Here is a 22,375-nt window from a genome sequence, read left to right on the forward strand (position 1 = left end):
CACGCTAGTCGTCATTTTGTTCATGTTGATTTAAACGATCAGACATTGTACTTATCATCATTTGTAATAAATCGTTGGCTTCAGTTTGTGATTCTCTGAACTCTTCCACTATAGGTAATACATTAATATCTTGCTCAATACCTTGTATTTTACCCTCAGATTGTTTTAGCGCTTCTGTTTTACCGTAATTTTGTAAGTTTACGGATTGCTTTTGTGTTTTCTTTAAATCTTTCATGCGTTGTTCAATATTTTTATTGTAATGAATTTGTTGTTCTACAGTGTGATAATCTTTAACTGTATCCAATGATTTGATTCGTTCACTAATGCGATTTGCTTCAGCTAATATGTCATCTTTTTCATACATTATTGAGTCACCACTGCTTTTTCACTCATGCGTAAGAATGTACCATTTAATGAAAATTGTTTCGCTTCATCAACTTGTACATCTACAATTCTACCTATCATTTCTTTAGGTGCTTTGAAGTTAACGAGTTTATTTTTTGAAGTATAGCCTGCTAACACAGTATTATCCTTCTTACTGGCACCTTCACACAATACTTGGATGACTTCGCCTTCATATTGTTTCATAGCTCGTTCTGAATAATAAGCCACTTTTTTATTTAATTGTTGTAATCTATCTTTCTTCACGTCTAAAGGCACATTATCTTTCATCTTCGCTGCTGGTGTACCATCTCTTTGTGAATAAATATAAGTATATGCATGTTCAAATTCAACTTCGTCATACAATGTTAAAGTTTCTTCAAATTGTGCTTCAGTTTCATTTGGATAACCTACGATAATATCCGTAGTCAGTGCAACGTTAGGTATCTTCGTTTTAATTCTATCTACTAAATCTAAATAGCTTTCACGTGTATATTTACGTCCCATAATTTTTAATACTGCGTTGTTACCTGATTGAACTGGTAAATGTACGTGAGGTACAATATTGCCCCCGTTTGCAATAACTTCAATCATACGATCCGTAAAGTCCCATGGATGGCTTGTAGTAAATCTCACTCTTGGTATATCAATTTGTGTAATATCTTCTAATAAATCACCCAAACCATATTCTAAGCCCTCTATATCTTTACCATAAGCGTTAACGTTTTGACCTAGCAGCGTAATTTCTTGATAACCTTGACGCGCTAAATCTCTTACTTCAGCAATAATATCATCTGGACGTCTACTACGTTCTTTACCTCTTGTAAAAGGCACAATGCAATATGTACAGAATTTGTCACAGCCATACATAATATTTACCCAAGCTTTAATATTACCTTTTCTCACTTTAGGAAGGTTTTCAATAACGTCTCCTTCTTTTGACCAAACTTCTACAACCATCGCTTTTGATAAATAAGCTTCTTCTAAAATTTCTGGTAAACGATGAATATTATGCGTTCCGAAAATCATATCAACGTTCTGGTACGATTTGAGAATTTTGTTAACAACTGATTCTTCTTGTGACATACAGCCACATACGCCGATAACTGTTTCTGGTTTTTCTCGTTTTAAGTGTTTTAAATTACCAATCTCACTAAACACTTTACTCTCCGCATTTTCACGTATTGCACATGTGTTAATTAAAATCACATCAGCTTGATTGATATCTTCTGTTGCTGAATAACCTAAAGCGCCTAAAATACCAGCCATGACCTCTGTATCATGCGCGTTCATTTGGCAACCATATGTTTTAATTAAGAAGGTCTTCCCTTGACCCATATTACGATATTTTTCATCTATGTGAAAATCACGGTTATAGTTTACTTCTTCTTTACCGCGTTTACGTGCTTCTTTTAAACTTGGTGGTTGATAGACATGCTCAAAATACTTGCTATAATCTTTAGTCTTCTTATCTCGTTCAGCTAAAATATCTATAGAAGTACTTTTTCTTTGCTCTTCATTCACTCTACAAAATCCTTTCTATATCATATAAACTAAGAACAAGTGTTTTTAAATATGTTTTATACTTTGGTATTTCAACCTAGGCGTTCAAAGTTCTATAACTTTATCCATAATCATTACTTCATTATATTAAATTTAGCCCCAAAGTGCAAAAGGTCTTTCCCAATAAACAAAAACGATTCAACATCTTGATATGTTGAATCGTTTTTGTTTATTATCTATTTTTTAAATTTCGTCATATTTTCCAGTAAGAGTCTCAATTGTAATACCTTCAGGGACATGATAAAACTTAACCTGACTAATCGTACTCGGTATTTCTAATTCAACCATACGCTCATTTAACTTTTGAATCAAGATCAAACATTCATTCATCTCACCTTGTACTGTTGTTTCTAGTGGTCCAACTCTATAAGTTAAACCAGAATCATCAATTATCTTTATCGCTTCATCAACATAAGGTATAACATCTTCACCATTAGCAGTTTTCGGAATAATTTGGACACTCATTAACGTATCATGCATATTTCTTCAGCCCCTTATATGTTTTACTTATCTTTTAGTTTATCAAATAAGATGTTCAAGGCATAGATATAAAACGTTAATCATTTATATCATAAGATTTATTTTAAAAATCTTCACTAATTTGTGTCATCATTATCATTTTAGCAACCATACCACCATTAGCTGTTGCATCTATAATTTGACCCGCGAAATTATCTTTTGTTTCACCTGCAATATAAAAATGCTTAATCGAAGTTTCACCAAAAGCATTGACTTCAAATTTTTTATTTTCATCACGCTCTAAACTCAAATTTTCCAAGAAATCAAAATGAGTATCCCATTGCATTTGGCTAAATGCACCTTCAACTTCAACTTTATCGCCGTTTGACAATTTAACATGAGTTAATTGACCATTTTCCCCACTTAAATCAGCGATGGGTTCGGTATATATATCAATATTTTTAGCTTTAAGCCCAGCTTTGTCTTCGGCTGTAACACTTTCCCCATTTGTAAAAACGATAAGTTCTTTTGAAAAGTTGCTTAATAATTTAACCATATGTGTCATCATCTCAACGGAATATATGACAGCCAACTTACGATGACGCATTTCATAGCCATCACACCACGGACAATAAAATATAGATTGTCCATAAAAATCATTGAAACCAGGTATGTCTGGTCCTTGTTCTTTTAATCCTGTTGCGAGTAACACTTGTCTAGCTGTAAATGATTGTGCTTGGGTAAAAACTTCAAATCCTTCATCATTTTCTTTAATATCTATAACACGTTCTGCTAAAAATGATACATCTTTGTATTTAGCAATATCTTGTTTTGCTTTTTGTTTGAATTCAGTTGGTGAAATACCATCTTGTGTTAAATAACCATGTGATTCTGATGTCACTCGATTTCGTGGTTTATCCTCATCGATAACTAATGTATGCATCATACCTCTTCCAAAATTTAATGCTGCGCTTAAACCAGCAGGACCGCCACCAATAACGATGATTTCATAATCCATTTATTTCACTCCTTTACACCTTTTAAAGACTCTTAATATCTATAATTAATCGAATAATATAAGAACTTAGCGTTAAGCCAAGTCCTTTAATTTTTTTTGTTCTAAATTATTTATTAAACTACGTTCCGCTTCATCCATAATTTGTTTAATAGAACACCCTTCACCATGACTAAAACTATCTTCGAGTAAGCTTTGTTTGCCATCTATAGTTACAATAATTTCATAAATTGAAACATCTTGCCATCCATTTTTTAATTGATAGCCGCCTTTTGCACCACTATTTGCTGAAATTATCCCAGCTTTTACAAGTCGTGTTAAAATTTTAGATAAATAAGTCGTAGAAACTTTCAATACGGCTGCTAAGTCTTGTACTGGTATTCTTTTTGAATCGCCGTCACTTTTTATCATAAATAATAAAGCGTGTAATGCATAATCTGTTGCCTTAGAACATTTCATTTATTTATCAACTTCCTATTATAGATATAATATGTCTATAATATCTTATTATGTTTTGTTTTGCAAATATTATTTCTAATGTTGGTTAAAATGACATCATAAATGGTTAATTGCGCTCATTTTGATAATGGTTTACAGCATCAATGATTGCTTGCGTAAAATCAGCCATTAACGGAGACCAATTATCTCGATTTTCTCTATCATAAAGATTATATTTTTTGTTAATAAAGAAATTTTTTCTTAGACGCGCAGTTAATTCTAACTGAACGCCAGCTTTGTGTTGGCAACAATTAACAAAATTATCATCGTGAAGTCCAGATATATGGGATGGTGCATCTTTAACAATGATATTAATTTCAGATAAATAGTGTTTAATATATTTTATTAGTGTTTGATCTTTTCCTCCAATATACACTTCTGGTTTATCACCCATGCAACCATGAACAGAAATCGCATGCCGATTATCATCGATCATTTGTAACAGTTTTGGCTCATCAAAATGTCTTGATGTCACATGTAGTTCGTGATTTTTATTATGACGTACACCTTTAAAAGTATAAAAATCATAGTTACCACGCTCACTTATCGATTGAGCAAGTTCAGTTGTGCCACGTTCAATCGCCCCACCATGGACTGCCGTAATAATCATTGGCTGACTTGCTCGCCGCGTATGAATTTCCCAATCTTTACCTTCACTTGTCTGTAACAAAAGTTCAGTCATTGAATTAAATTGGTCTACCATCGTATTCCCTCCAAAGTATAAAGCACTGTTTAGCTTCTATAATACTATAAACAAGAATAAAATATTCCTACATTTACTAAAAAAAAGCTGATACTATACGATATTGAATGTGTCTTAATTCAAGCGCGTATGTAATCAGCTTATATGCTATCATTTAATTATTTTTACTATATGAATAATTATCTATACTTCGAATTTAAACAAATTGCTTTGTTAATTCATTGAACTGCGTTTCATCAATATGAATATCTCTTTTAGCTAATGGCGTATCTTCCATCTCTTCAATTTGAGATTCATATGAAGGTGTTTCCGTATCTTGATAAACAATACCTTTAATTAGAGAATCATACTCTAACACTTTTTGTGTTGCATTACTTTTATCTGTAACATCAAAACCTTCTATATCATCAATACTTGTAAGGTTTTCTTTAAACCAATCATAAGTATTCACTTTATTATATGTTACACATGGTGAAAAGACGTTCACAAATGAAAAACCGTCATGGTTAATAGCATCTTCAAGCATTTTTGTAAGTCCTTTTATATCACTTGAGAAGCCTTGTGCTACAAATGTTGCTCCAGAAGATAATGCGAGCTCTAATGGTTTAACATTTTGCTCGATATTTCCTTTTGGTGTTGATTTTGTAACAAAACCTGGCGCTGATGAAGGTGATGTTTGACCTTTAGTCAGTCCATAAATTTGGTTGTCCATTACAATATATGTCATGTTCATATTTCTACGCAATGCATGAACAGTATGGCCCATACCTATTGCGTAACCGTCACCGTCTCCTCCGGAAGCAATAACAGTCAAGTCTTTGTTCGCCATTTTCACGCCTTGTGCTAATGGTAATGAACGACCATGTATACCATGTACGCCATAAGAATTTACATATCCAGATAAACGACCAGAACAGCCGATACCAGTAATGATTGCTACTTCCTCAGGTTCCAAGCCAATATTGGCTGCTGCTTTTTGAATCGCTGCTTGGACTGAAAAATCTCCACAGCCCGGGCACCAATTGGGCTTAACATTATTTCTAAAATCTTTAAACGTTGCCATTTATACCAGCTCCTTTAAATCTTTGGCAATCTCAAGTCCTTTTGTTTCAATTTCATGTGGCAAGAATGGCGTGCCATCGTATTTTGTTTGGTTCACTAATTTATCACCCAATGTAACATTCATCTTCAAGATACTTGCAAGTTGTCCTTGGTAATTGTGTTCTACTACGACAACTTTCGATGCTTTATCAATAGATTTTTGAAGTGTTTCTTTAGGGAAAGGATGCAATTGTCTAATTTGTATATGATTTACTTTTAAGCCTTGTGCTTCTAGTCTATCCTTACCTTCTTGAATTGCGCCTTTAGTCGAAATGAAACCTAAATATAAAATATCTGCTGCATCATGTTGTTCATCTGCTTCTACTGGTTCATTAATTAGTAAATGCTCAGTTTTACGCATACGTTTATCCATTTGTTGTTGTCTGTTATCAGCTGCTTCACTCGTCTTACCTTCTTCGTTATGCTCGACACCTGTTACATGGTGTATACCACCTTTAACACCTGGAATAGGTCTAGGTGATACGCCACTCTCAGTCAATGCATAACGTTTGAAATAAGCTTTGTCGTCTTCTTCTCGTTCTATATCAGATTGAATTGTTTCGCCACGGTTAATTTCGATTTTGTTATAATCTAATTTTTCTACAGTTTGTTTGCCTAATGACAATTGTAAATCACTTAAAATAATCACTGGACATTGATACATTTCTGCTAAATTAAATGCTTCAATCGTAAGATAAAATGCATCTGCTGCATCAGTAGGTGCAACTACGATTTTAGGGATGTCTCCATGTGTACCGTATATCATCTGCATTAAATCAGATTGTTCTTGTTTAGTAGGCAATCCTGTAGAAGGCCCGCCACGTTGGGTATTAATCACTACAAATGGTGTTTCTGTCATACCAGATAAACCAATCGCTTCCATCATTAATGAAAGTCCAGGTCCCGCACTGGCAGTAAAAGCACGTACACCAGCATAGTTTGATCCAATAGCCATGTTTGCAGCAGCAATTTCATCTTCAGTTTGTACAACTGTGCCGCCTACTTTTGGTAGATTATCAATCATGTACTCCATAATTTCTGAAGCAGGCGTAATAGGATATGCCGCCATAAACCTTGATCCAGCTGATAAAGCACCTAAACCAATTGCATCATTACCAATCATATATAGATGCGGTGTTCCATTTGTTTCTTCTAAAACAAAGTCACCTTCAACAGTATTAAGTTGCTCTATCATTAAACGATAACCTTCATTTAATGCTTCTATATTCATTTCGACAACTTTTGCGCCTTTTCTAGTAAACATATTAGTAATAAGCGTTTCAAAAGCTGAAATATCTAATTTCATCACTGCACATGTCGCACCAATAGCAACCATGTTTTTCATTAAGGCAGTGCCTAATTCTTTTGCTGTTGCCGTAAACGGTAAATCTATGAGTTGCGCACGACAGCCTTCAGGTTTTTCTGGTTTTGCCTTGCTGTCTGCAATGATAATACTGTCTGTTCTCATTTCATGATGGTTAACTTCTATTGTTTCTTGATCAAAAGCGATTAATATATCTAAATCATCACTTATCGCGTGTACAGGTGATGTTGATACTCTTATTTTATTATTCGTATGTCCGCCCATTATTCTACTTGAAAAATGACGATATCCATATAAATAGTATCCTTTACGGTTCATCGCAGTAGCAAAGATTTCCCCCGTTGATTCAATACCTTCTCCTTGCTGGCCGCCAACTTTCCATGATACTTGTGATTTCATACCATCTTGCCTCCTAATGGTTATAATAATTCATAATCAATCATATCAAAATAAACCACCCTATTACTATGTAAAGAGTGGTTTATTTTAAAATTCATACTAACGGACGATAATTAAAATGGATGATCATCATTGATGAGCACGCGTTCAATATGCGTTGCTTTACCATCTTTATTAATATCTATAATAACACCAGATAAGACACTACGTCCTTCATCTGGCACTACATGTCTTTGTGGTAGGCTAGTAATAAAGCGTGTGATAACTTCTCCTCTATTGATTCCAAGTATACCATCATAAAATCCTGTCATACCTACATCTGTAATATAACCTGTACCACCTGGCAATATTCTTTCATCAGAAGTTTGAATATGCGTATGTGTACCTACAACAGCACTCACTCTATTATCTAAATACCAACCCATTGCATTTTTTTCAGAAGTTGTTTCCGCATGAAAATCTACAAATATATAATCCGTCTCTTTTTGTGCTTCAGCAATTAATTCATCTGCTTTTTTGAATGGATCATCTATATCTTGCATAAATGCACGACCTTGTAAGTTAATAATCGCCAATTTCAAGTCATTGATTTGAATAATGCGCATACCTACACCTGGTGCTTCATCTGGAAAATTTGCTGGTCGAACCATGCGCTTAGCACTTTCTATAAAGTCATAAATTTGACGTTGTCCGTAAGTATGGTTCCCCATAGTCATGAAATCTACGCCTTCTCTTAATAATTCTTTATATATCTTTTCAGTTAATCCTTTACCATGTGCGGCATTTTCCGCATTTACAATTGTAACTGTAGGACGATGCGTTTGTTTAAGCTTAGGCAAGTACGTGTTAATTGCTTCTCTACCTACTTTACCTACGATATCTCCAATAAATAATATTCTCATTTACTTGTTCATCCTCTCTTAATGTTAGTTTAATGTAAATAATTTAAGTTGAAAAGGTTCTTTAGTAAATATTTCTTTAATTTTTAAGTTTTATATTTTGTAATGGGGGTATAATTCATTATAGTAATTATTTTAATCCATAATATAGGAGTTGGAAGTAATACATGTCAATTAATATCGATCCACAACATTTTGCTGATCTAGTTGTTACAGCAAATCCATCAAAAAGTGAAGACGCAGAAGATATAGCAAAAGATAGTCTAGAGCTATATATCAATGCTTATCGTTTAGCAGAAAGATATGCAAATATCGCTACAAACTGCTATGATACAGCTGAAATTATCAAAGAAGTTAAAGTTGCAGATTTAGAATTAAACTAATTAATAAAAATATAAATTGCTTAGTATAGTGAAGTTTTACTTCAGTGTACCAAAGTTGAGGCTGGGACATAAATACATGTCTCAGCCTCAACTATTATATGGACAGTGGCTGACTGAAGTGAAAATGCGCTTATACCAATCTCTTGCACTCCATTTTGTCAGCTGCGCCGGGCTAGGCTCATACGATGAAATCTTATTAGAAAAATTAGATTTCGTCGTCCCACTTTTTTTAATGTTTGAGACTTCAAATATCTTTCACTATTTAAAAGCCGTATAATATCACTTTGTTCGAGAAATGTCATAAACACAATTAATGATACGAATCATAAAAAAACTGCCAACAAGTCTTATGACTTTGTTGGCAGTCTATCGTTAGTCATTGAATGGCTAACATTTATTTTGCGTATTCAATTGCTCTAGTCTCACGAACAACTGTCACTTTTATATGACCAGGATATTGAAGTTCGTCTTCAATTTGGCTTTTTATATCTCTTGCTAAGCGATGTGATTTTAAGTCGTCGATAGTATCTGGTGATACAATAACTCGAATTTCTCTACCTGCTTGAATTGCAAACGCTTTTTCGACACCATCATAATTTTCAGAAAGTGTTTCTAATCTTTCCAATCTTCTAATATAATTTTCTAATGTCTCTTTACGAGCACCTGGTCTCGCAGCTGATAATGCATCTGCTGCTGCTACCAATATAGAAATAATAGAAGTTGGTTCAACGTCACCATGGTGGGAATGAATTGCATTAATAACTGTTTCATTTTCAGCATATTTTTTCGCTAATTCTACACCTATTTCAACATGGCTACCTTCAACTTCATGATCGATTGCTTTACCAACATCATGAAGTAGACCAGCACGTTTAGCTAATGTAACATCTTCACCTAATTCAGCTGCTAACATACCACTTAAGTGTGCAACTTCGATAGAATGTTTCAATACATTTTGTCCATAGCTTGTACGATATTGTAAACGACCTAAGATTTTAACTAAATCTGGATGCATATTATGCACATTTATTTCAAATGTAGCTTGTTCCCCTGCATCTCGAATAATATCGTCTACTTCTTTACGAGCTTTGTCTACCATATCTTCTATTCGTCCAGGATGGATACGTCCATCCGAAACAAGATTTACTAATGCAGTTCTTGCAATTTCACGTCTAATTGGGTCAAAACCAGAGAGGATAACCGCTTCTGGCGTATCATCTATAATTAAATCAATACCCGTTAATGTTTCTAACGTACGGATATTTCTTCCTTCTCTACCAATGATTCGACCTTTCATTTCGTCGTTTGGTAAATTAACAACTGATACTGTAGATTCAGAAGTATGTTCTGCTGCTAATCTTTGAACCGTAGTTGCTAACAATTCTTTTGCATTTTTATCGACTGCTTCTTTTGCTTCTTTCTCTTTTTCCTTAACAAGTATTGCAATATCTTGTGACAATTCATCTTCAACTCTTTGAAGTTGCTCTTGTGCAGCTTCTTCTTGAGAGAGACCAGAGATGCGTTCTAATTCTTGTTCATGCTTATTTATTAATGTTTGAACACTACTCTCTTTTGCATCTACTTGTTGTTGTCGTTCTTCAAGTTTAGACTCTTTTTGCTCTAAAATCTCATCTTTTTTATCTAATAGATCAGATTTTCGCTCTAAGTTTTCTTCTTTTTGAAGAAGTCGAGCTTCTTGCTTTTGAAGATCACCGCGTCTTTCACGAAGTTCGTTTTCACTTTGTTCTTTTAAGATTTGATTTTCTTCTTTAGCTTCTAGGAGCTTTTCCTTCTTAGTATTCTCTGCTTCCTTATTACCTTGTTCAATAATATCTTCTGCAGTTTGTCTTGCTTGTAATTGCTTTTGATGCAATAGATTACGGGCTACAATGTACCCTACAACAACTCCGAGAATAATACCTAGCAAAATGAGTAGGAGGCCTAATAAACTCACACAAACACCCCCTTTTTATCTAGGATTTTGCTCTGTATATCAATTTCAATATGATTATATGAAGTTATATAAGAATCATACAATGTAATTGTACGGTTTTAAACTAAGAAGTGTCAAGGTTTCCTACACATTAATTCAATATTTGAGACCCCTCTTTTACACTATTTCTCCTATAACTATTGTTGTCACTTATGTTATTAAGCTTATATAGCAAAATATTTGTCATATTATATTTTAAAATTCTTATATTTATATAAAAAAATAAGCGCATATTTTTATATATACACTTATTTTATAGTAAATCTTTAAATTGTTTTAGATAACACTATTCGTCTTCAAGAAGCGTAGTTTGTTTTTCATCTTCGTCTTCTTTAACATCACCATCAATAATGCCTAGTGCTTCACGCAATCTACGATTAATATCTTCTTTAATTTCAGGATTTTCTTTCAGATATAATTTAACATTTTCTTTACCTTGTCCCATACGATCTCCATTGTATGAATACCAAGCACCTGATTTATCTACAATTTCATTTTCAACACCTAAGTCAATAAGCTCTCCTTCTTTAGAGATACCTTTACCATACATCATATCCACTTCTGCAACTTTGAATGGTGGTGCTACTTTATTTTTAACAACTTTAATTTTCGTTCTATTACCAACAATATCTTGGCCTTGTTTTAATTGTTCAGCACGACGTACTTCTAAACGTACAGAACTATAGAATTTTAATGCACGTCCACCTGGTGTTACTTCAGGGTTACCGAACATCACGCCTACTTTTTCGCGAATTTGGTTAATAAATACTGCTGTTGTTTTTGATTTGGAAATAGCGGCTGAAAGTTTACGCAATGCTTGTGACATTAAACGTGCTTGTAAACCAACATGTGTATCACCCATTTCACCTTCAATTTCAGCTTTTGGAGTTAAAGCAGCAACGGAGTCAATAACTACGATGTCAACAGCACCACTTCTTACGAATGCTTCAGTAATTTCCAATCCTTGTTCCCCATGGTCAGGTTGAGATAAATATAGATTTTGAATATCTACACCTAAAGCTTCTGCATAGACAGGATCTAACGCATGTTCAGCATCAATAAACGCCGCAACGCCACCATTTTTTTGTACTTCTGCAATAGCATGCAATGCTACTGTAGTCTTACCAGAACTTTCTGGTCCATATATTTCTATAATTCTTCCTTTAGGGTAGCCACCTACACCTAACGCATTATCCAAAGTAACTGAACCACTTGAAACGCTAGAAACTCTTTGGGCTTTATTGTCACCTAATTTCATAACTGCGCCTTTACCAAATGATTTTTCCATATTTTTAATTACTGTATCTAAAGCTTTTTGACGATCGTTATCCAATGCTGGACCTCCTAATTGAGATTAATCTCTGTAAAATATCTTAATCCTACTATACCTTGATTTAAATAATTCTGCAAGCTTTTTGCGAATATTTGTTCGCTTATATTGACGAAATTTACAACTAAAACAGAACACACGTGCTATATTTTTAAGTTTTTGCAGCCTTCAAATGCTTATTTAAACCAATTTAGTAATCGTATTAGTACATAATTTTGAGTTCTGCTTTTTATTGAATTTCTTCTTTGCGTCATTTTAAAGGACTGAATTTCAAGTCGTTCATTTTCTAAAATGCCTAAATAAATTGCATCCTTATAATACATTATTGAAATACCTACTTCTGTTTGATACAAATCTTTAACGATATTGGCAGAGACAGAAAGTTGAGTTTCAATTGTATCATGTTCATCTATAAATTGCGTATGATGTGGTAACATCCCTTGAAGTAATTGTGAAGTATTAAAATTCTTCAGTCTAGAATATAATTCTCCATCTGTAACAGCATCATATAGAGCAAATGATTGATGAATTTTATCCATCAGAGATTGTTCCAGTAGTATATCATCAGAACCATAATAATATTCACCAATACGTGATAAAATTTCTGATTTAATAGGAGCGATAAGTTGCTCGCATTCACGTTGCGTATCTCCATTTGCCGTTAATCTAATATTAACTTCATGCGTTCCTGCCAATGGCGCAATCGTAGGATTTGTCTGTGCATCTATTAAATCCATTAATACTGTTTCTACTTTAGATTCGCCGATGCCTGCAAAACGCAATAATTCTGAGAATATAGTGCTTTCACCATTGAAGAAGAATGGCAAAAGTTCGTTTTTAGCCATAGGTTGCATTTCTCTTGGTGGGCCTGGTAACAATACAATACGTCGTTCATCTTGATCTACTACCATACCAGGCGCCATGCCGACTTTATTTTCTAATACATGTGAACCTTCTATAACTAACGCTTGTTGACGATTATTTGGAGTCATTTCAATATTCTGCTCTTCGAAGAATTGTTCAATGTAATTCAAAGCATGTTTATCAATGATTAATTCTCGACCTAATACCTTAGCAACCGTATGTTTCGTTAAGTCATCTTTAGTTGGGCCTAAGCCACCAGTTAGTATAACAGTATCATAATGATTAAATGATGCTTTTATCACTCTTTCTAAGCGTTCTGGATTATCACCAATTACTGTATGTTCTACCACACTGTGACCTACACCATTCAGCAATTTCGATAAATATTGTCCATTGGTATTAGCTATTTGTCCTAATAATAATTCTGAGCCTACTGCAATGATAGATATTTTCACAACTTCTCCTCCTCAACACCAAGTTACATGATTTACTTTAGTTTATAGTTTTTATGCACTTAAAAGCGAGCGCAAAATTATTCGATAAACTTAATTATAAATCTTAATTCCTTAAAAAACTAAAGATTAGATTTATATATATTTTAAAAAGCTTAGTAAATCTTAATAAATCAATTATTATACTATTTTATCAAATAAAATAAAAACAGCCCAAATTTTATCACTTTGGACTGTTTTGCTATATTAAAGTACTTAATTTTATTGGTAAGTGTGGGACATGTATTGGAACTGCCCCCATTATTTCGCTTTAAATACATCTCTACCTTTATAGAAGTATTCAATTCCAGATAATATTGTGAAGAATACACCGATGTATAACAGAACTTGTCCTAATTCAAAACCAATCCAAGTTGCTAAAGGATCGCCTAGGAGAATCCAAACAATTGCGACCATCGTAACAGCAGTTTTAATCTTACCTAATTGACCTGCAGCACTTACAAAACCTTGCTCAATTTGTAATAGACGTAATCCTGTTACAGCGAACTCACGTGCAATGATAATAATCGCAACGATTGAATTTGTTAAATCAATTTGTACAAGTGCGATTAAAGCGCTTGAAACGAGTAATTTGTCAGCTAATGGGTCTAAGAATTTCCCCATATTAGTTACAAGCTCCCATTTTCTTGCTAAATAGCCATCAACAAAATCACTTAACGACGCGATAATAAAAATAATACCACTAATTAATAATTCAATTCTAATTTCATTGCCACCGATAAATGAAATGTTACCAAATCCAAAATCTATCAGTGCAAATAGAAGAAATATTGGAATTAGTATAACTCTAAAAACAGTTATCCAATTCGGTATATTCATAAGAAGTCCTCTTTTCTTTTTTATAACTTAATCGTTGCTTTATACTTTAACAGATTATAATACTAAAACAGCTAAAATCCATAATAGTGCTGAGATGATAACAACAACACTAACTATAACAGCTACTTGCAACGGTTCTTTATTCTTACTGCGATATGTTGGCTTATTTTCTTTAGAAAAAGCTTCAATCGTCTCTTGCATGCTTTCATCATTATTTGGGATTTCGTCTCTATGTGCTTTGATTAACTGTGCAGAATCAATATTAACAGCTTTTGCATACTTTTTAATAAAACCTTCTGCATAATCAACTTTATTCAAAGATTCAAAATCGTTATTTTCTATCAAAGTCAAAGTTTGACGTTTTATCTGTGTGCGTGTTTCTAATTCATTTAAAGTCATACCTAAGCGTTCTCGGCGTCCCTTTAAAGTTTGACCAACTGTGTTCACGATGTCAGTCCTCCTTGATAACTATTCATTTTTTTATTCAAAGAAACCAAATCCGCCACCAAATTCATCGTTACCAAAATCTAAGTTGTTTTTACTTTTAACAGTTTGTTTCTTCATTTCTTCATAATGAATTTCTTGATTTTTATTTTCTCTTAATTCAATAATATAATCGAAATCGCTCATCTCATAATCACTTGTTTCAACAAACAAGTCAGGATGCTCTACCACCTTGATTGAAGGCAAACTCATCACTTCTTTTACTAATTCTTGGTGTTTTACATTAGATTCTCTTGCTGTTACAGCACCATCAATAATATAAACATGATTAGGATCGTACTCGCCTTTGATTAATGAGCTACGCACAGTTTGTTTGATTAATGTAGAACTGATGAACAACCAACGTTTATGCGCACAGACACTGCCAGCAACAATAGATTCTGTCTTTCCAACTCTAGGCATACCTCTAATGCCTATTAATTTATGACCTTCTTCTTTAAATAATTCTGCCATAAAATCAACGAGTAAACCTAAGTCTTCTCTTTCAAAACGAAATGTCTTTTTATCGTCAGCATCTTGCTCTATGTACCTGCCATGTCTTACTGCCAATCTATCACGAAGTTCAGGTTTACGTAATTTAGTAATAGAAATATCGTCAATTTCAGTAACAATATTTTCAAATCTACTCACTTTTTCTAAGTTATCAGACTTAATGAGTAAACCTCTACGACCTTCATCAACGCCATTAATCGTTACAATATTGATACCCATCATACCTAACAAACTAGATACATCGCCTAATAAACCTGATCTATTCAACGTTATCTCATATTCTAAATACCATTCTTTTTTAGTAGCTACTGTCATGAAATAAACACCCCTTAGTTTAAAAACAACGGTTATTTTATAATAGACTGGTGCTGAAGAAACATCTATTAATATCACTTTTTTAAATCATGTGATTTATTGTACTGTTATTATATCATTGAATGTTTCATAGTTGGCTTATTTTTTTACACAATATTAAAATTTATAAATACCATGCGCCATTCACTTTTTGTACTGTTCCCGTGATACTCTTTGCTAATGGATGGCATAAATAACTACACGTATGTGCAACTTCTTCAGGTGTAATCAATCTTTGTTGTGGTAAATCGCTTGTTATGTCACTAAGTTCGTCTGCTGTCCAGACTTGAGTCATGTTGCCACTTACCAAACCAGGTGCAATAGCATTAACCGTAACATTTGTCATAGCTAACTCTTGGCTAAGCGCTTTAACAAAACTAATTTGCGCACCTTTCATAGCTGAATAAACAGTTTCCATGCTTGCGCCAGTTTCGCCCCAAATAGATGAGATAACGATGATTCTACCATTTGTACTTTGTCTTAATTGATCTGCAAAATATCGACTTGTTCGTATAAATTGACGCACATGTATTTGATAACTCGAATCGATCATTTCGTCTGTCATATCCTGTAATTGTCCATATAAAGCTGAACCACTAGTATAAATTAAACAATCTAAATTCTTTATAAAGCCAAAAGCTTTGTCCAATTCATTACACTGAGTTAAATCACATTTTACAAATTGTACTGACTTTTGTTCATAGCGCTTAGTTAGAGTTTCTATGTTTGATTTATTATAGTGTACGATGACTTCATACCCATCCGTTAATAAACGATCGACAATTGCAGAACCTATTGTACCAGATCCGCCCATGACCAAAGCTTTCATTTTATTTCATCTCCAAACGACTATCTACAACTTGTGTTAGATTTAAACATGTATTTGCTGTTTCGTTCACGCTATCTAAAGTGATACTCTCAACAATGTCTAATAAGTCGAATAAGCTTACGCCTTCAAAATAAAGTTTTGTGTATTGATTAGCAATATACTCTGGTGAGTTTAAACCTGAGATAAATTCTCCGATAAATTGTTTTTTCAATAAATTAAAGGCCTCTGCATCACTTAGTTTTCCTTGTGTGTTTTCTAATTCCTCTAATAATAGTGCTTTCAATTTATCAGGATATTGCGTGGCACTCGTGATAACTGAAAAGCTATAGGTTGGTTCTAAAACAAATTGATAACCAAATGTTTCATCTATTAAATCTTGATTAAGCAACGTTTGATAAAAATCTGTCTCTTCACCAAACACCATTTCATAAAATAGTGTCATTTCTAAATCACGTTTAACATAGGCTTCGTTAGGTTCATTTTTTAAAGTTTCATTTTTAAAACCAAGCATTAATCTTGGTGATTGAAGTTTCATGGATTCTGAGACATTGGCCTCATTAACTTCGCTTTTTTCCGCTAAAGCATCTCTGACAATTTGTGGTTGATTCACTTTATCTCTTTTATTTTCGTGCTCAGCAATGACTTCATAAATGTGCTCTGCATCTACATCACCTACAACAAATAACACCATGTTCGATGGATGGTAGAATGTTTCATAGCATAGATATAAATCATCTTTAGTTATTTCATAAATGCTTTCAACACTACCTGCAATATCTACACGAATTGGATGTGTTTCATACATAGCCTTTAGCGTATTGAACATTAATTTATAGCCTGGTTGTTCTTGATACATTTTAATTTCTTCTTCAATGATTCCTTTTTCTTTATCAACTGTCTCTTTAGTAAAATAAGGCGTTTCTACCATCGTTAATAAACGTTTGATATTGCGGTCTACATTATCAGTAGCACTGAATAGATAGCTTGTTCGATCAAAGCTCGTAAAGGCGTTAACTTGAGCGTTGTCTTCCGCAAAAGCAGTAAATAAGTCTTCTTCTTCATTTTCAAATAATTTATGTTCTAAAAAGTGTGCTACGCCATCAGGTACTGTGACATATGTATCGCTGCCATGTGGTTTAAATTTATTATCTAATGAACCAAATTGTGTTGTGTATGTTACGAAGGTTTTTTGAAATCGTTTTTTCGGAATAACAAATAATTTGAGTCCATTATTTAACTCAGCTTCATAAACTTTTTCGTCTATTTGTTTATAATATTTTTCATTCATCAGTCATTACCTCCTTTCGTCAAAATGTAAATCGTATCTAATATTGTTTCTTGTGCTAATTGCTGAATCTCTGCTCTAGATACATTTTGTATACCTTCAATAAAACTTGTTTCTGACATGTCTTCATCAAGTAAAATATTGTTATTTAATATTTCAATAATACTTTTTGGTCTATCATGAGATTCTTGACGTTGTGAAATAATTACTTTTTTAGCTAGCTCTAATTTATCGTCATCAAACTCACCTTGTTGGAATTTTTCAAATTCAGCTATTATTGTATCTTTAGCTATTTCATATTTGTCAGCTGAAACACCACTAAGTACAAACATAAAACCATTTTTAGCATCCATTTGAGAGTGTATTGAATACGCTAAGCTCTGTTTCTCACGTACTTCATTAAATAATACGGACGATGGATCACCGCCAAACATGACATTTAACACGACCATAGCAAAGTATTGTGGATCGCCATATCGTGCTGGGAATTTATATCCCATATTTAATTTAGCTTGATCCACTACATCTGTTTCAATAATTTCTTGTGGTAAAGTATGTGATGTCGGTGTTGGTACTGCATGTGATAATTCAAATTGAAAAGGTTTAAGATCAAAATATGATTGAATTTGTGATTTCACTGCTTGCTCATCTACGTTGCCTACTACATAAACCGCGCAGTAGTCATCTTTTAGCATAGATTGATATGTATGATATAAATTTTTTGGTGTTATGCCTGATATGTATTCTACTTGCCCTGACGCTATATGGCGATAAGGTTGGTCTCCAAACATATTTTTCAGTAAGTTTAAAAATGCAATTTGTGATTTATTATCAACTATTGCATCTAATTTTTTTGTTAATAACGATTTTTCTTGTGCAACAAAAGTTTCATCAAATTCACCATCTGTAATTAACGGGTTCCAAATCATTTCTTTTAACAGATTCAAACCTTTTTCAAATAATGGTGTCTGGTCTTTTAAATAACGTTCATTTACGATTTCTAAAGATATTGTAATTACATGCTTGTCTTTAAATTTTGAAATAAAACTGTTGACGTATGCACCATATAATTGTGATAAGTGTTGGTTAAATGCTTTATCCGTCGGCCATTGTTTTGTCGCACGAACGAGTACTTTGCTCAATAGCGAACGTGCTGTCATAGTTTCGCTATCTAATGGCGCCATAAATTTCAATGTGATTGTGGTTGTTTTAAATTTTGTTGTTGGCATTACTTTTATATGCAAGTCGTTTTGCTGTTTATCTATCTTCAAATTGTCATGCCCCGCTTTCATAATTTTGTTTTTATATTCTATTTCTAACCGTTTTAAATTTTACTAAACTACTTTTGAAATAATTAAAAGAATAAAGTATTGGATTATCTTCATTATCGTAATGTATTAATTTCAAAAGCATGAGCCCTTCATGCGGTGATGCGTCTAGCACGTCCGAGATATGAGGTTCGTAACTAATTGCCTCAATTTCTGTATTTGCATAGGCAACTTTTTTATTAGCGTAAGCTTCAATCGCGTTTAATAAAGATTCATCGCTATTTTGATACTGTGCACACGTTAAATCATAAGCGGGCACTTTATCTAAGCAATATACTACTGGTTGTCGATCTGCCAGTCTGACACGCTCTATAATGGTCACAGAAGCTTTATCAGGAATGTTTAATCTTAATGCATCCAATGAAGTAGCTGGTTTTTCATCTAAGCTTATAAATTCTGTTCTAGCATTAAAGCCTTGTTGTTCTATCATTTGACTAATACTTACAAGTTCACCTAAAGGATAGAAGAACGGGTGCAGTGATTTAACACTCGCACCTTCCCCTAAGTTATTAGATAATACTTGTTCTGTAATCAATTCATCTACGGCATCATAAACGTCATCTGTTTTAACGTTTAGTGTTCTAGCCACTGCTAAATTACTTGGCAATGGCTCTCCAGGACTCAATTTACCTTCTTTAATTTGTTGAATCATCCACTCTTTAACTTTATACACAGAAGTAAGTTCCATATTTACACCTCATCACTATCTAAATCCACAAGTATCTGTCTAGGTTTGCTACCTTTTTGTGGTCCAATAACTTGATTCCGTTCTAAATCATCCATCAGTCTTGAAGCTCGATTATAACCAATTCTAAACTGTCTTTGTAGCAAGGATGTACTTGCTTTTTGTTGTTCAATTATAAATATATATGCTTCATCATAAAGTGAATCTTCACTTTTCATTTCTGATTTTTCAACTGGTGCATCTGGTTCCATTTCTTTAACATAGTTCGCTTTTTGTTGTTCAACAACATAATTAACAATATCTTGTACCTCTTGATCGCTTAAAAATGCACCTTGCACGCGTGTTCTCGTAGAGCCACCATTTGCAACGTATAACATATCACCTTTACCTAGTAACTTATCTGCACCACCACTATCTATGATCGTTCTAGAGTCAATTTGTGAACTCACAGCGAAAGCGATTCTTGACGGAATGTTATTTTTGATTATACCAGTTATAACATCTACAGATGGACGTTGTGTTGCAATAATTAAATGAATACCTGCTGCACGTGCCATTTGAGTAATACGTTGAATTGCATTTTCCACATCTTTACCTGCAACCATCATTAAATCTGCTAATTCATCAACTATCACCACAATATACGGCAACTCAGATTTCTTCTCTTCTAGTTCCTTATTTTGTCGTCTAATTGCTTCGTTATAGCCTTCAATATTTCTAGTTGAAGAATGTTGGAATAGATCATAACGTCTTTCCATTTCAGCAACTACTTTTTCTAGTGCTTGTGATGCTTTATGTGGATTTGTCACAACAGGTATAAGCAAATGCGGTATACCGTTATATATATTCAACTCTACCATTTTTGGATCAATTAACATAAGTTTTACTTCATGTGGCTTAGCATTAAGTAAAATACTTGTAATAATGCCATTAATACAAACTGACTTACCACTACCAGTTGAACCTGCTACCAGCAAGTGAGGCATTTTATTTAATTCAACTGTAATTGGATCACCTGAAATGTCTCTACCTAATCCAACTTCTAATTTATTTTTGGCAGGAAACTTCTCATCTAATACTTCTTTTAATGAAACGAGTGATACTTTGTCATTAGGCACTTCTATACCGACAGCTGAACGACCGGGTATTGGTGCTTCTATACGAATATCTTTCGCAGCAAGTGCTAAAGCAATATCATTATGTAAATTAACAATTTTACTTACTTTCACACCTTGCGCAGGTTGTATTTCATATTGTGTCACCGCTGGACCAATTTTTATTTGAGTCACTCTAGCATTAACACCAAAGTTTTTGAGCGTGGTTTCTAGTAACTGGCCTTTTTTTTGTACTTCTGCCTTAGATGTAGCTTTTTGCTTAGCAGGTTGATTGAGTAAGGAAAGCGGTGGTATTGTATATGCTTCATTTTCAACCTCACCTGCTTCGGATATGGAATTTGCGCCTTCTTCATCTGAGGCTTGTTCAGATTCATCTATCAACTGATCTAATGAAGCTTGTTCCTCTTTAGAACTTTGTTGTGATGGTATCTGCTCATTGGCACCTTCTTGATCGCGCGTGCGTTGACTACGTTTGTATTTTTTATTTTCCGTAGGTTGAGCGCTATCTTCATCGTTATCACCATGCCCATATATAGGTATGGATTGTTGCTGTTCTGCAGTTAAATTAGAAACTTCAGGTAAATCACTTACATCTTTAACTTCATTATTAGCTTCATCCTGAGTAGCAGCTTGTTGTGCTTGTAATTCAGCTTTTTTCTCTGCTTTCACACGCACTTTAGCATCTTTTTTAATTTTATTTTGTTTTCTTTTTTCTTTTAAGTTTACTGAAGCATCTTGACTTTTAATTTTCACCTTTTCAAATACGATTTTCGATACATCACGATGACTTTGCTTTAAAAGTAAAATTGCACTTGAAGCAATCAATAAAATTGTCACAATAATAATACCAACAATAGAAATTAAAGGCGTGAATAAAGTTAATAAGTAATATCCTATTAACCCTCCACCAAAATTAGGGAAGTTAGTCTGTTCATAAGCCTTATAGACAAATGACAATACTGGTTCTCGTTCAGCTTGTGCATTATTAGTAAAGTAAAAGAAGATTTGTGTCACTAACAATAGTGCGAATTGTAATAGAAAAGCACCAACTGTACGTCTTGTCTTCGGTAATGCTTTATAATAAGTGATAAATATTGTGCCTATAATTAGTAATATATATGTTAAGAAACGGCTATTACCGAATAAATAGTTCAAGAAACTATCTATCATTGTTCCAATAATACCAAGTTGGAACGCGCCTAGTATAATTAATACAAAAGCGATAATAGCAAAAACATATCTTATAGGACTGTCGCTTTGTTTTTTCTTTTTATTTGTTGTTTTCTTTCTTGTATTTGTTGGTTTTCTCTTAGTTGTAGTTCTCTTTTTTGTTTGTGCCACGTTCCACACCTACTTTTCTAACTCTGATTTCAATTTTATTTTAATCCTATACCCATTGATTGCTATGTGAATCACTTTTCTTCATCGTAAATAATATGTATTTAGGTTTTATTATATAAGTATGTTTGTATAATAAAAGTTTATTTGTATTCTATAATAACATAAAAGAGGTAAGACAATGTTCGCTTTGAGTGGATTT

Annotated in this window: 20 protein-coding genes and 2 pseudogenes; 1 reads left to right on the forward strand and 21 read right to left on the reverse strand. The window is 33.4% G+C overall.

All coding sequences use genetic code 11. The features are described from left to right. Positions 1-4: 4 nt before the first annotated feature. From AST02_RS04485 to AST02_RS04525, 9 genes are all read right to left on the reverse strand, one after another. Complete coding sequence (locus AST02_RS04485; protein ID WP_069815961.1) at positions 5-364, reverse strand: RicAFT regulatory complex protein RicA family protein; 360 nt, start codon at positions 362-364, stop codon at positions 5-7. Continuing rightward, the gene (gene miaB, locus AST02_RS04490) at positions 364-1,905 is read right to left on the reverse strand and encodes a tRNA (N6-isopentenyl adenosine(37)-C2)-methylthiotransferase MiaB (RefSeq protein WP_069815963.1); all 1,542 of its coding nucleotides are present in this window, start codon (positions 1,903-1,905) and stop codon (positions 364-366) included. The genes AST02_RS04485 and miaB overlap by 1 nt, the downstream gene beginning before the upstream one ends. 222 nt (positions 1,906-2,127) lie before the next feature. Then, positions 2,128-2,424 (reverse strand): thiamine-binding protein, encoded by a 297-nt coding sequence (locus tag AST02_RS04495; protein WP_069815965.1) that lies wholly within the window; start codon positions 2,422-2,424, stop codon positions 2,128-2,130. A gap of 103 nt (positions 2,425-2,527) precedes the next feature. Next, complete coding sequence (locus tag AST02_RS04500; RefSeq protein WP_069815967.1) at positions 2,528-3,421, reverse strand: NAD(P)/FAD-dependent oxidoreductase; 894 nt, start codon at positions 3,419-3,421, stop codon at positions 2,528-2,530. A gap of 72 nt (positions 3,422-3,493) precedes the next feature. Further along, entirely contained in the window at positions 3,494-3,877 is a 384-nt protein-coding gene (locus tag AST02_RS04505; RefSeq protein WP_069815969.1) for an RrF2 family transcriptional regulator, read from the reverse strand. Between the two features lie 106 nt (positions 3,878-3,983). Then, on the reverse strand, positions 3,984-4,619 hold the full coding sequence (locus AST02_RS04510) for a poly-gamma-glutamate hydrolase family protein (protein ID WP_069815971.1): 636 nt from the start codon (positions 4,617-4,619) through the stop codon (positions 3,984-3,986). 196 nt (positions 4,620-4,815) lie between these two features. Next, positions 4,816-5,682, reverse strand: a complete 867-nt coding sequence (locus AST02_RS04515) for a 2-oxoacid:ferredoxin oxidoreductase subunit beta (protein ID WP_069815973.1) — start codon at positions 5,680-5,682, stop codon at positions 4,816-4,818. Further along, positions 5,683-7,443: a 2-oxoacid:acceptor oxidoreductase subunit alpha gene (locus AST02_RS04520; RefSeq protein ID WP_069815975.1), complete on the reverse strand. Its 1,761-nt coding sequence runs from the start codon at positions 7,441-7,443 to the stop codon at positions 5,683-5,685. Positions 7,444-7,556: 113 nt separating this feature from the next. Further along, positions 7,557-8,345, reverse strand: a complete 789-nt coding sequence (locus AST02_RS04525; RefSeq protein ID WP_002507824.1) for a TIGR00282 family metallophosphoesterase — start codon at positions 8,343-8,345, stop codon at positions 7,557-7,559. 164 nt (positions 8,346-8,509) lie between these two features. On the opposite strand from AST02_RS04525, the gene AST02_RS04530 reads away from it, so the two are divergent. Continuing rightward, entirely contained in the window at positions 8,510-8,725 is a 216-nt protein-coding gene (locus AST02_RS04530) for a hypothetical protein (protein WP_069815977.1), read from the forward strand. Between the two features lie 394 nt (positions 8,726-9,119). Here AST02_RS04530 and rny read toward each other — a convergent pair whose 3' ends face one another. From rny to AST02_RS14590, 12 genes and pseudogenes are all read right to left on the reverse strand, one after another. Further along, positions 9,120-10,679 carry a ribonuclease Y gene (rny, locus tag AST02_RS04535; RefSeq protein WP_069815980.1) on the reverse strand — a complete coding sequence of 520 codons (1,560 nt, stop codon included), beginning with the start codon at positions 10,677-10,679 and terminating at the stop codon, positions 9,120-9,122. Between the two features lie 325 nt (positions 10,680-11,004). Then, the gene (recA, locus tag AST02_RS04540) at positions 11,005-12,051 is read right to left on the reverse strand and encodes a recombinase RecA (protein WP_069815982.1); all 1,047 of its coding nucleotides are present in this window, start codon (positions 12,049-12,051) and stop codon (positions 11,005-11,007) included. Between the two features lie 173 nt (positions 12,052-12,224). After that, on the reverse strand, positions 12,225-13,367 hold the full coding sequence (locus AST02_RS04545) for a CinA family nicotinamide mononucleotide deamidase-related protein (RefSeq protein WP_069815984.1): 1,143 nt from the start codon (positions 13,365-13,367) through the stop codon (positions 12,225-12,227). 297 nt (positions 13,368-13,664) lie between these two features. Further along, complete coding sequence (pgsA, locus tag AST02_RS04550) at positions 13,665-14,243, reverse strand: CDP-diacylglycerol--glycerol-3-phosphate 3-phosphatidyltransferase (protein ID WP_069815986.1); 579 nt, start codon at positions 14,241-14,243, stop codon at positions 13,665-13,667. A 54-nt stretch (positions 14,244-14,297) separates the two neighbouring features. Then, a complete protein-coding gene (locus AST02_RS04555) occupies positions 14,298-14,690 on the reverse strand; it encodes a helix-turn-helix domain-containing protein (RefSeq protein WP_069815988.1) in 393 nt (130 codons plus the stop codon). Positions 14,691-14,723: 33 nt separating this feature from the next. After that, on the reverse strand, positions 14,724-15,554 hold the full coding sequence (locus AST02_RS04560) for a YmfK family protein (RefSeq protein ID WP_069815990.1): 831 nt from the start codon (positions 15,552-15,554) through the stop codon (positions 14,724-14,726). A 163-nt stretch (positions 15,555-15,717) separates the two neighbouring features. Next, positions 15,718-16,422: an elongation factor P 5-aminopentanone reductase gene (gene ymfI / locus AST02_RS04565; protein ID WP_069815992.1), complete on the reverse strand. Its 705-nt coding sequence runs from the start codon at positions 16,420-16,422 to the stop codon at positions 15,718-15,720. A gap of 1 nt (position 16,423) precedes the next feature. Continuing rightward, positions 16,424-17,710: an EF-P 5-aminopentanol modification-associated protein YfmH gene (yfmH, locus tag AST02_RS04570; RefSeq protein WP_069815994.1), complete on the reverse strand. Its 1,287-nt coding sequence runs from the start codon at positions 17,708-17,710 to the stop codon at positions 16,424-16,426. Continuing rightward, positions 17,710-18,999, reverse strand: a complete 1,290-nt coding sequence (gene yfmF, locus AST02_RS04575; RefSeq protein ID WP_069815996.1) for an EF-P 5-aminopentanol modification-associated protein YfmF — start codon at positions 18,997-18,999, stop codon at positions 17,710-17,712. The genes yfmH and yfmF overlap by 1 nt, the downstream gene beginning before the upstream one ends. Before the next feature lie 10 nt (positions 19,000-19,009). Beyond that, positions 19,010-19,723, reverse strand: coding sequence for a GntR family transcriptional regulator (locus tag AST02_RS04580; RefSeq protein ID WP_069815998.1), 714 nt, complete (start codon positions 19,721-19,723; stop codon positions 19,010-19,012). A gap of 2 nt (positions 19,724-19,725) precedes the next feature. Continuing rightward, positions 19,726-21,192: pseudogene (locus AST02_RS14585) on the reverse strand (DNA translocase FtsK); the annotation flags it as partial. Between the two features lie 155 nt (positions 21,193-21,347). Further along, positions 21,348-22,176 (reverse strand): annotated as a pseudogene (locus AST02_RS14590) (cell division protein FtsK); the annotation flags it as partial. Positions 22,177-22,375: the final 199 nt, after the last annotated feature.

Source organism: Staphylococcus equorum (genome assembly GCF_001747895.1).
Classification (GTDB): domain Bacteria; phylum Bacillota; class Bacilli; order Staphylococcales; family Staphylococcaceae; genus Staphylococcus; species Staphylococcus equorum_A.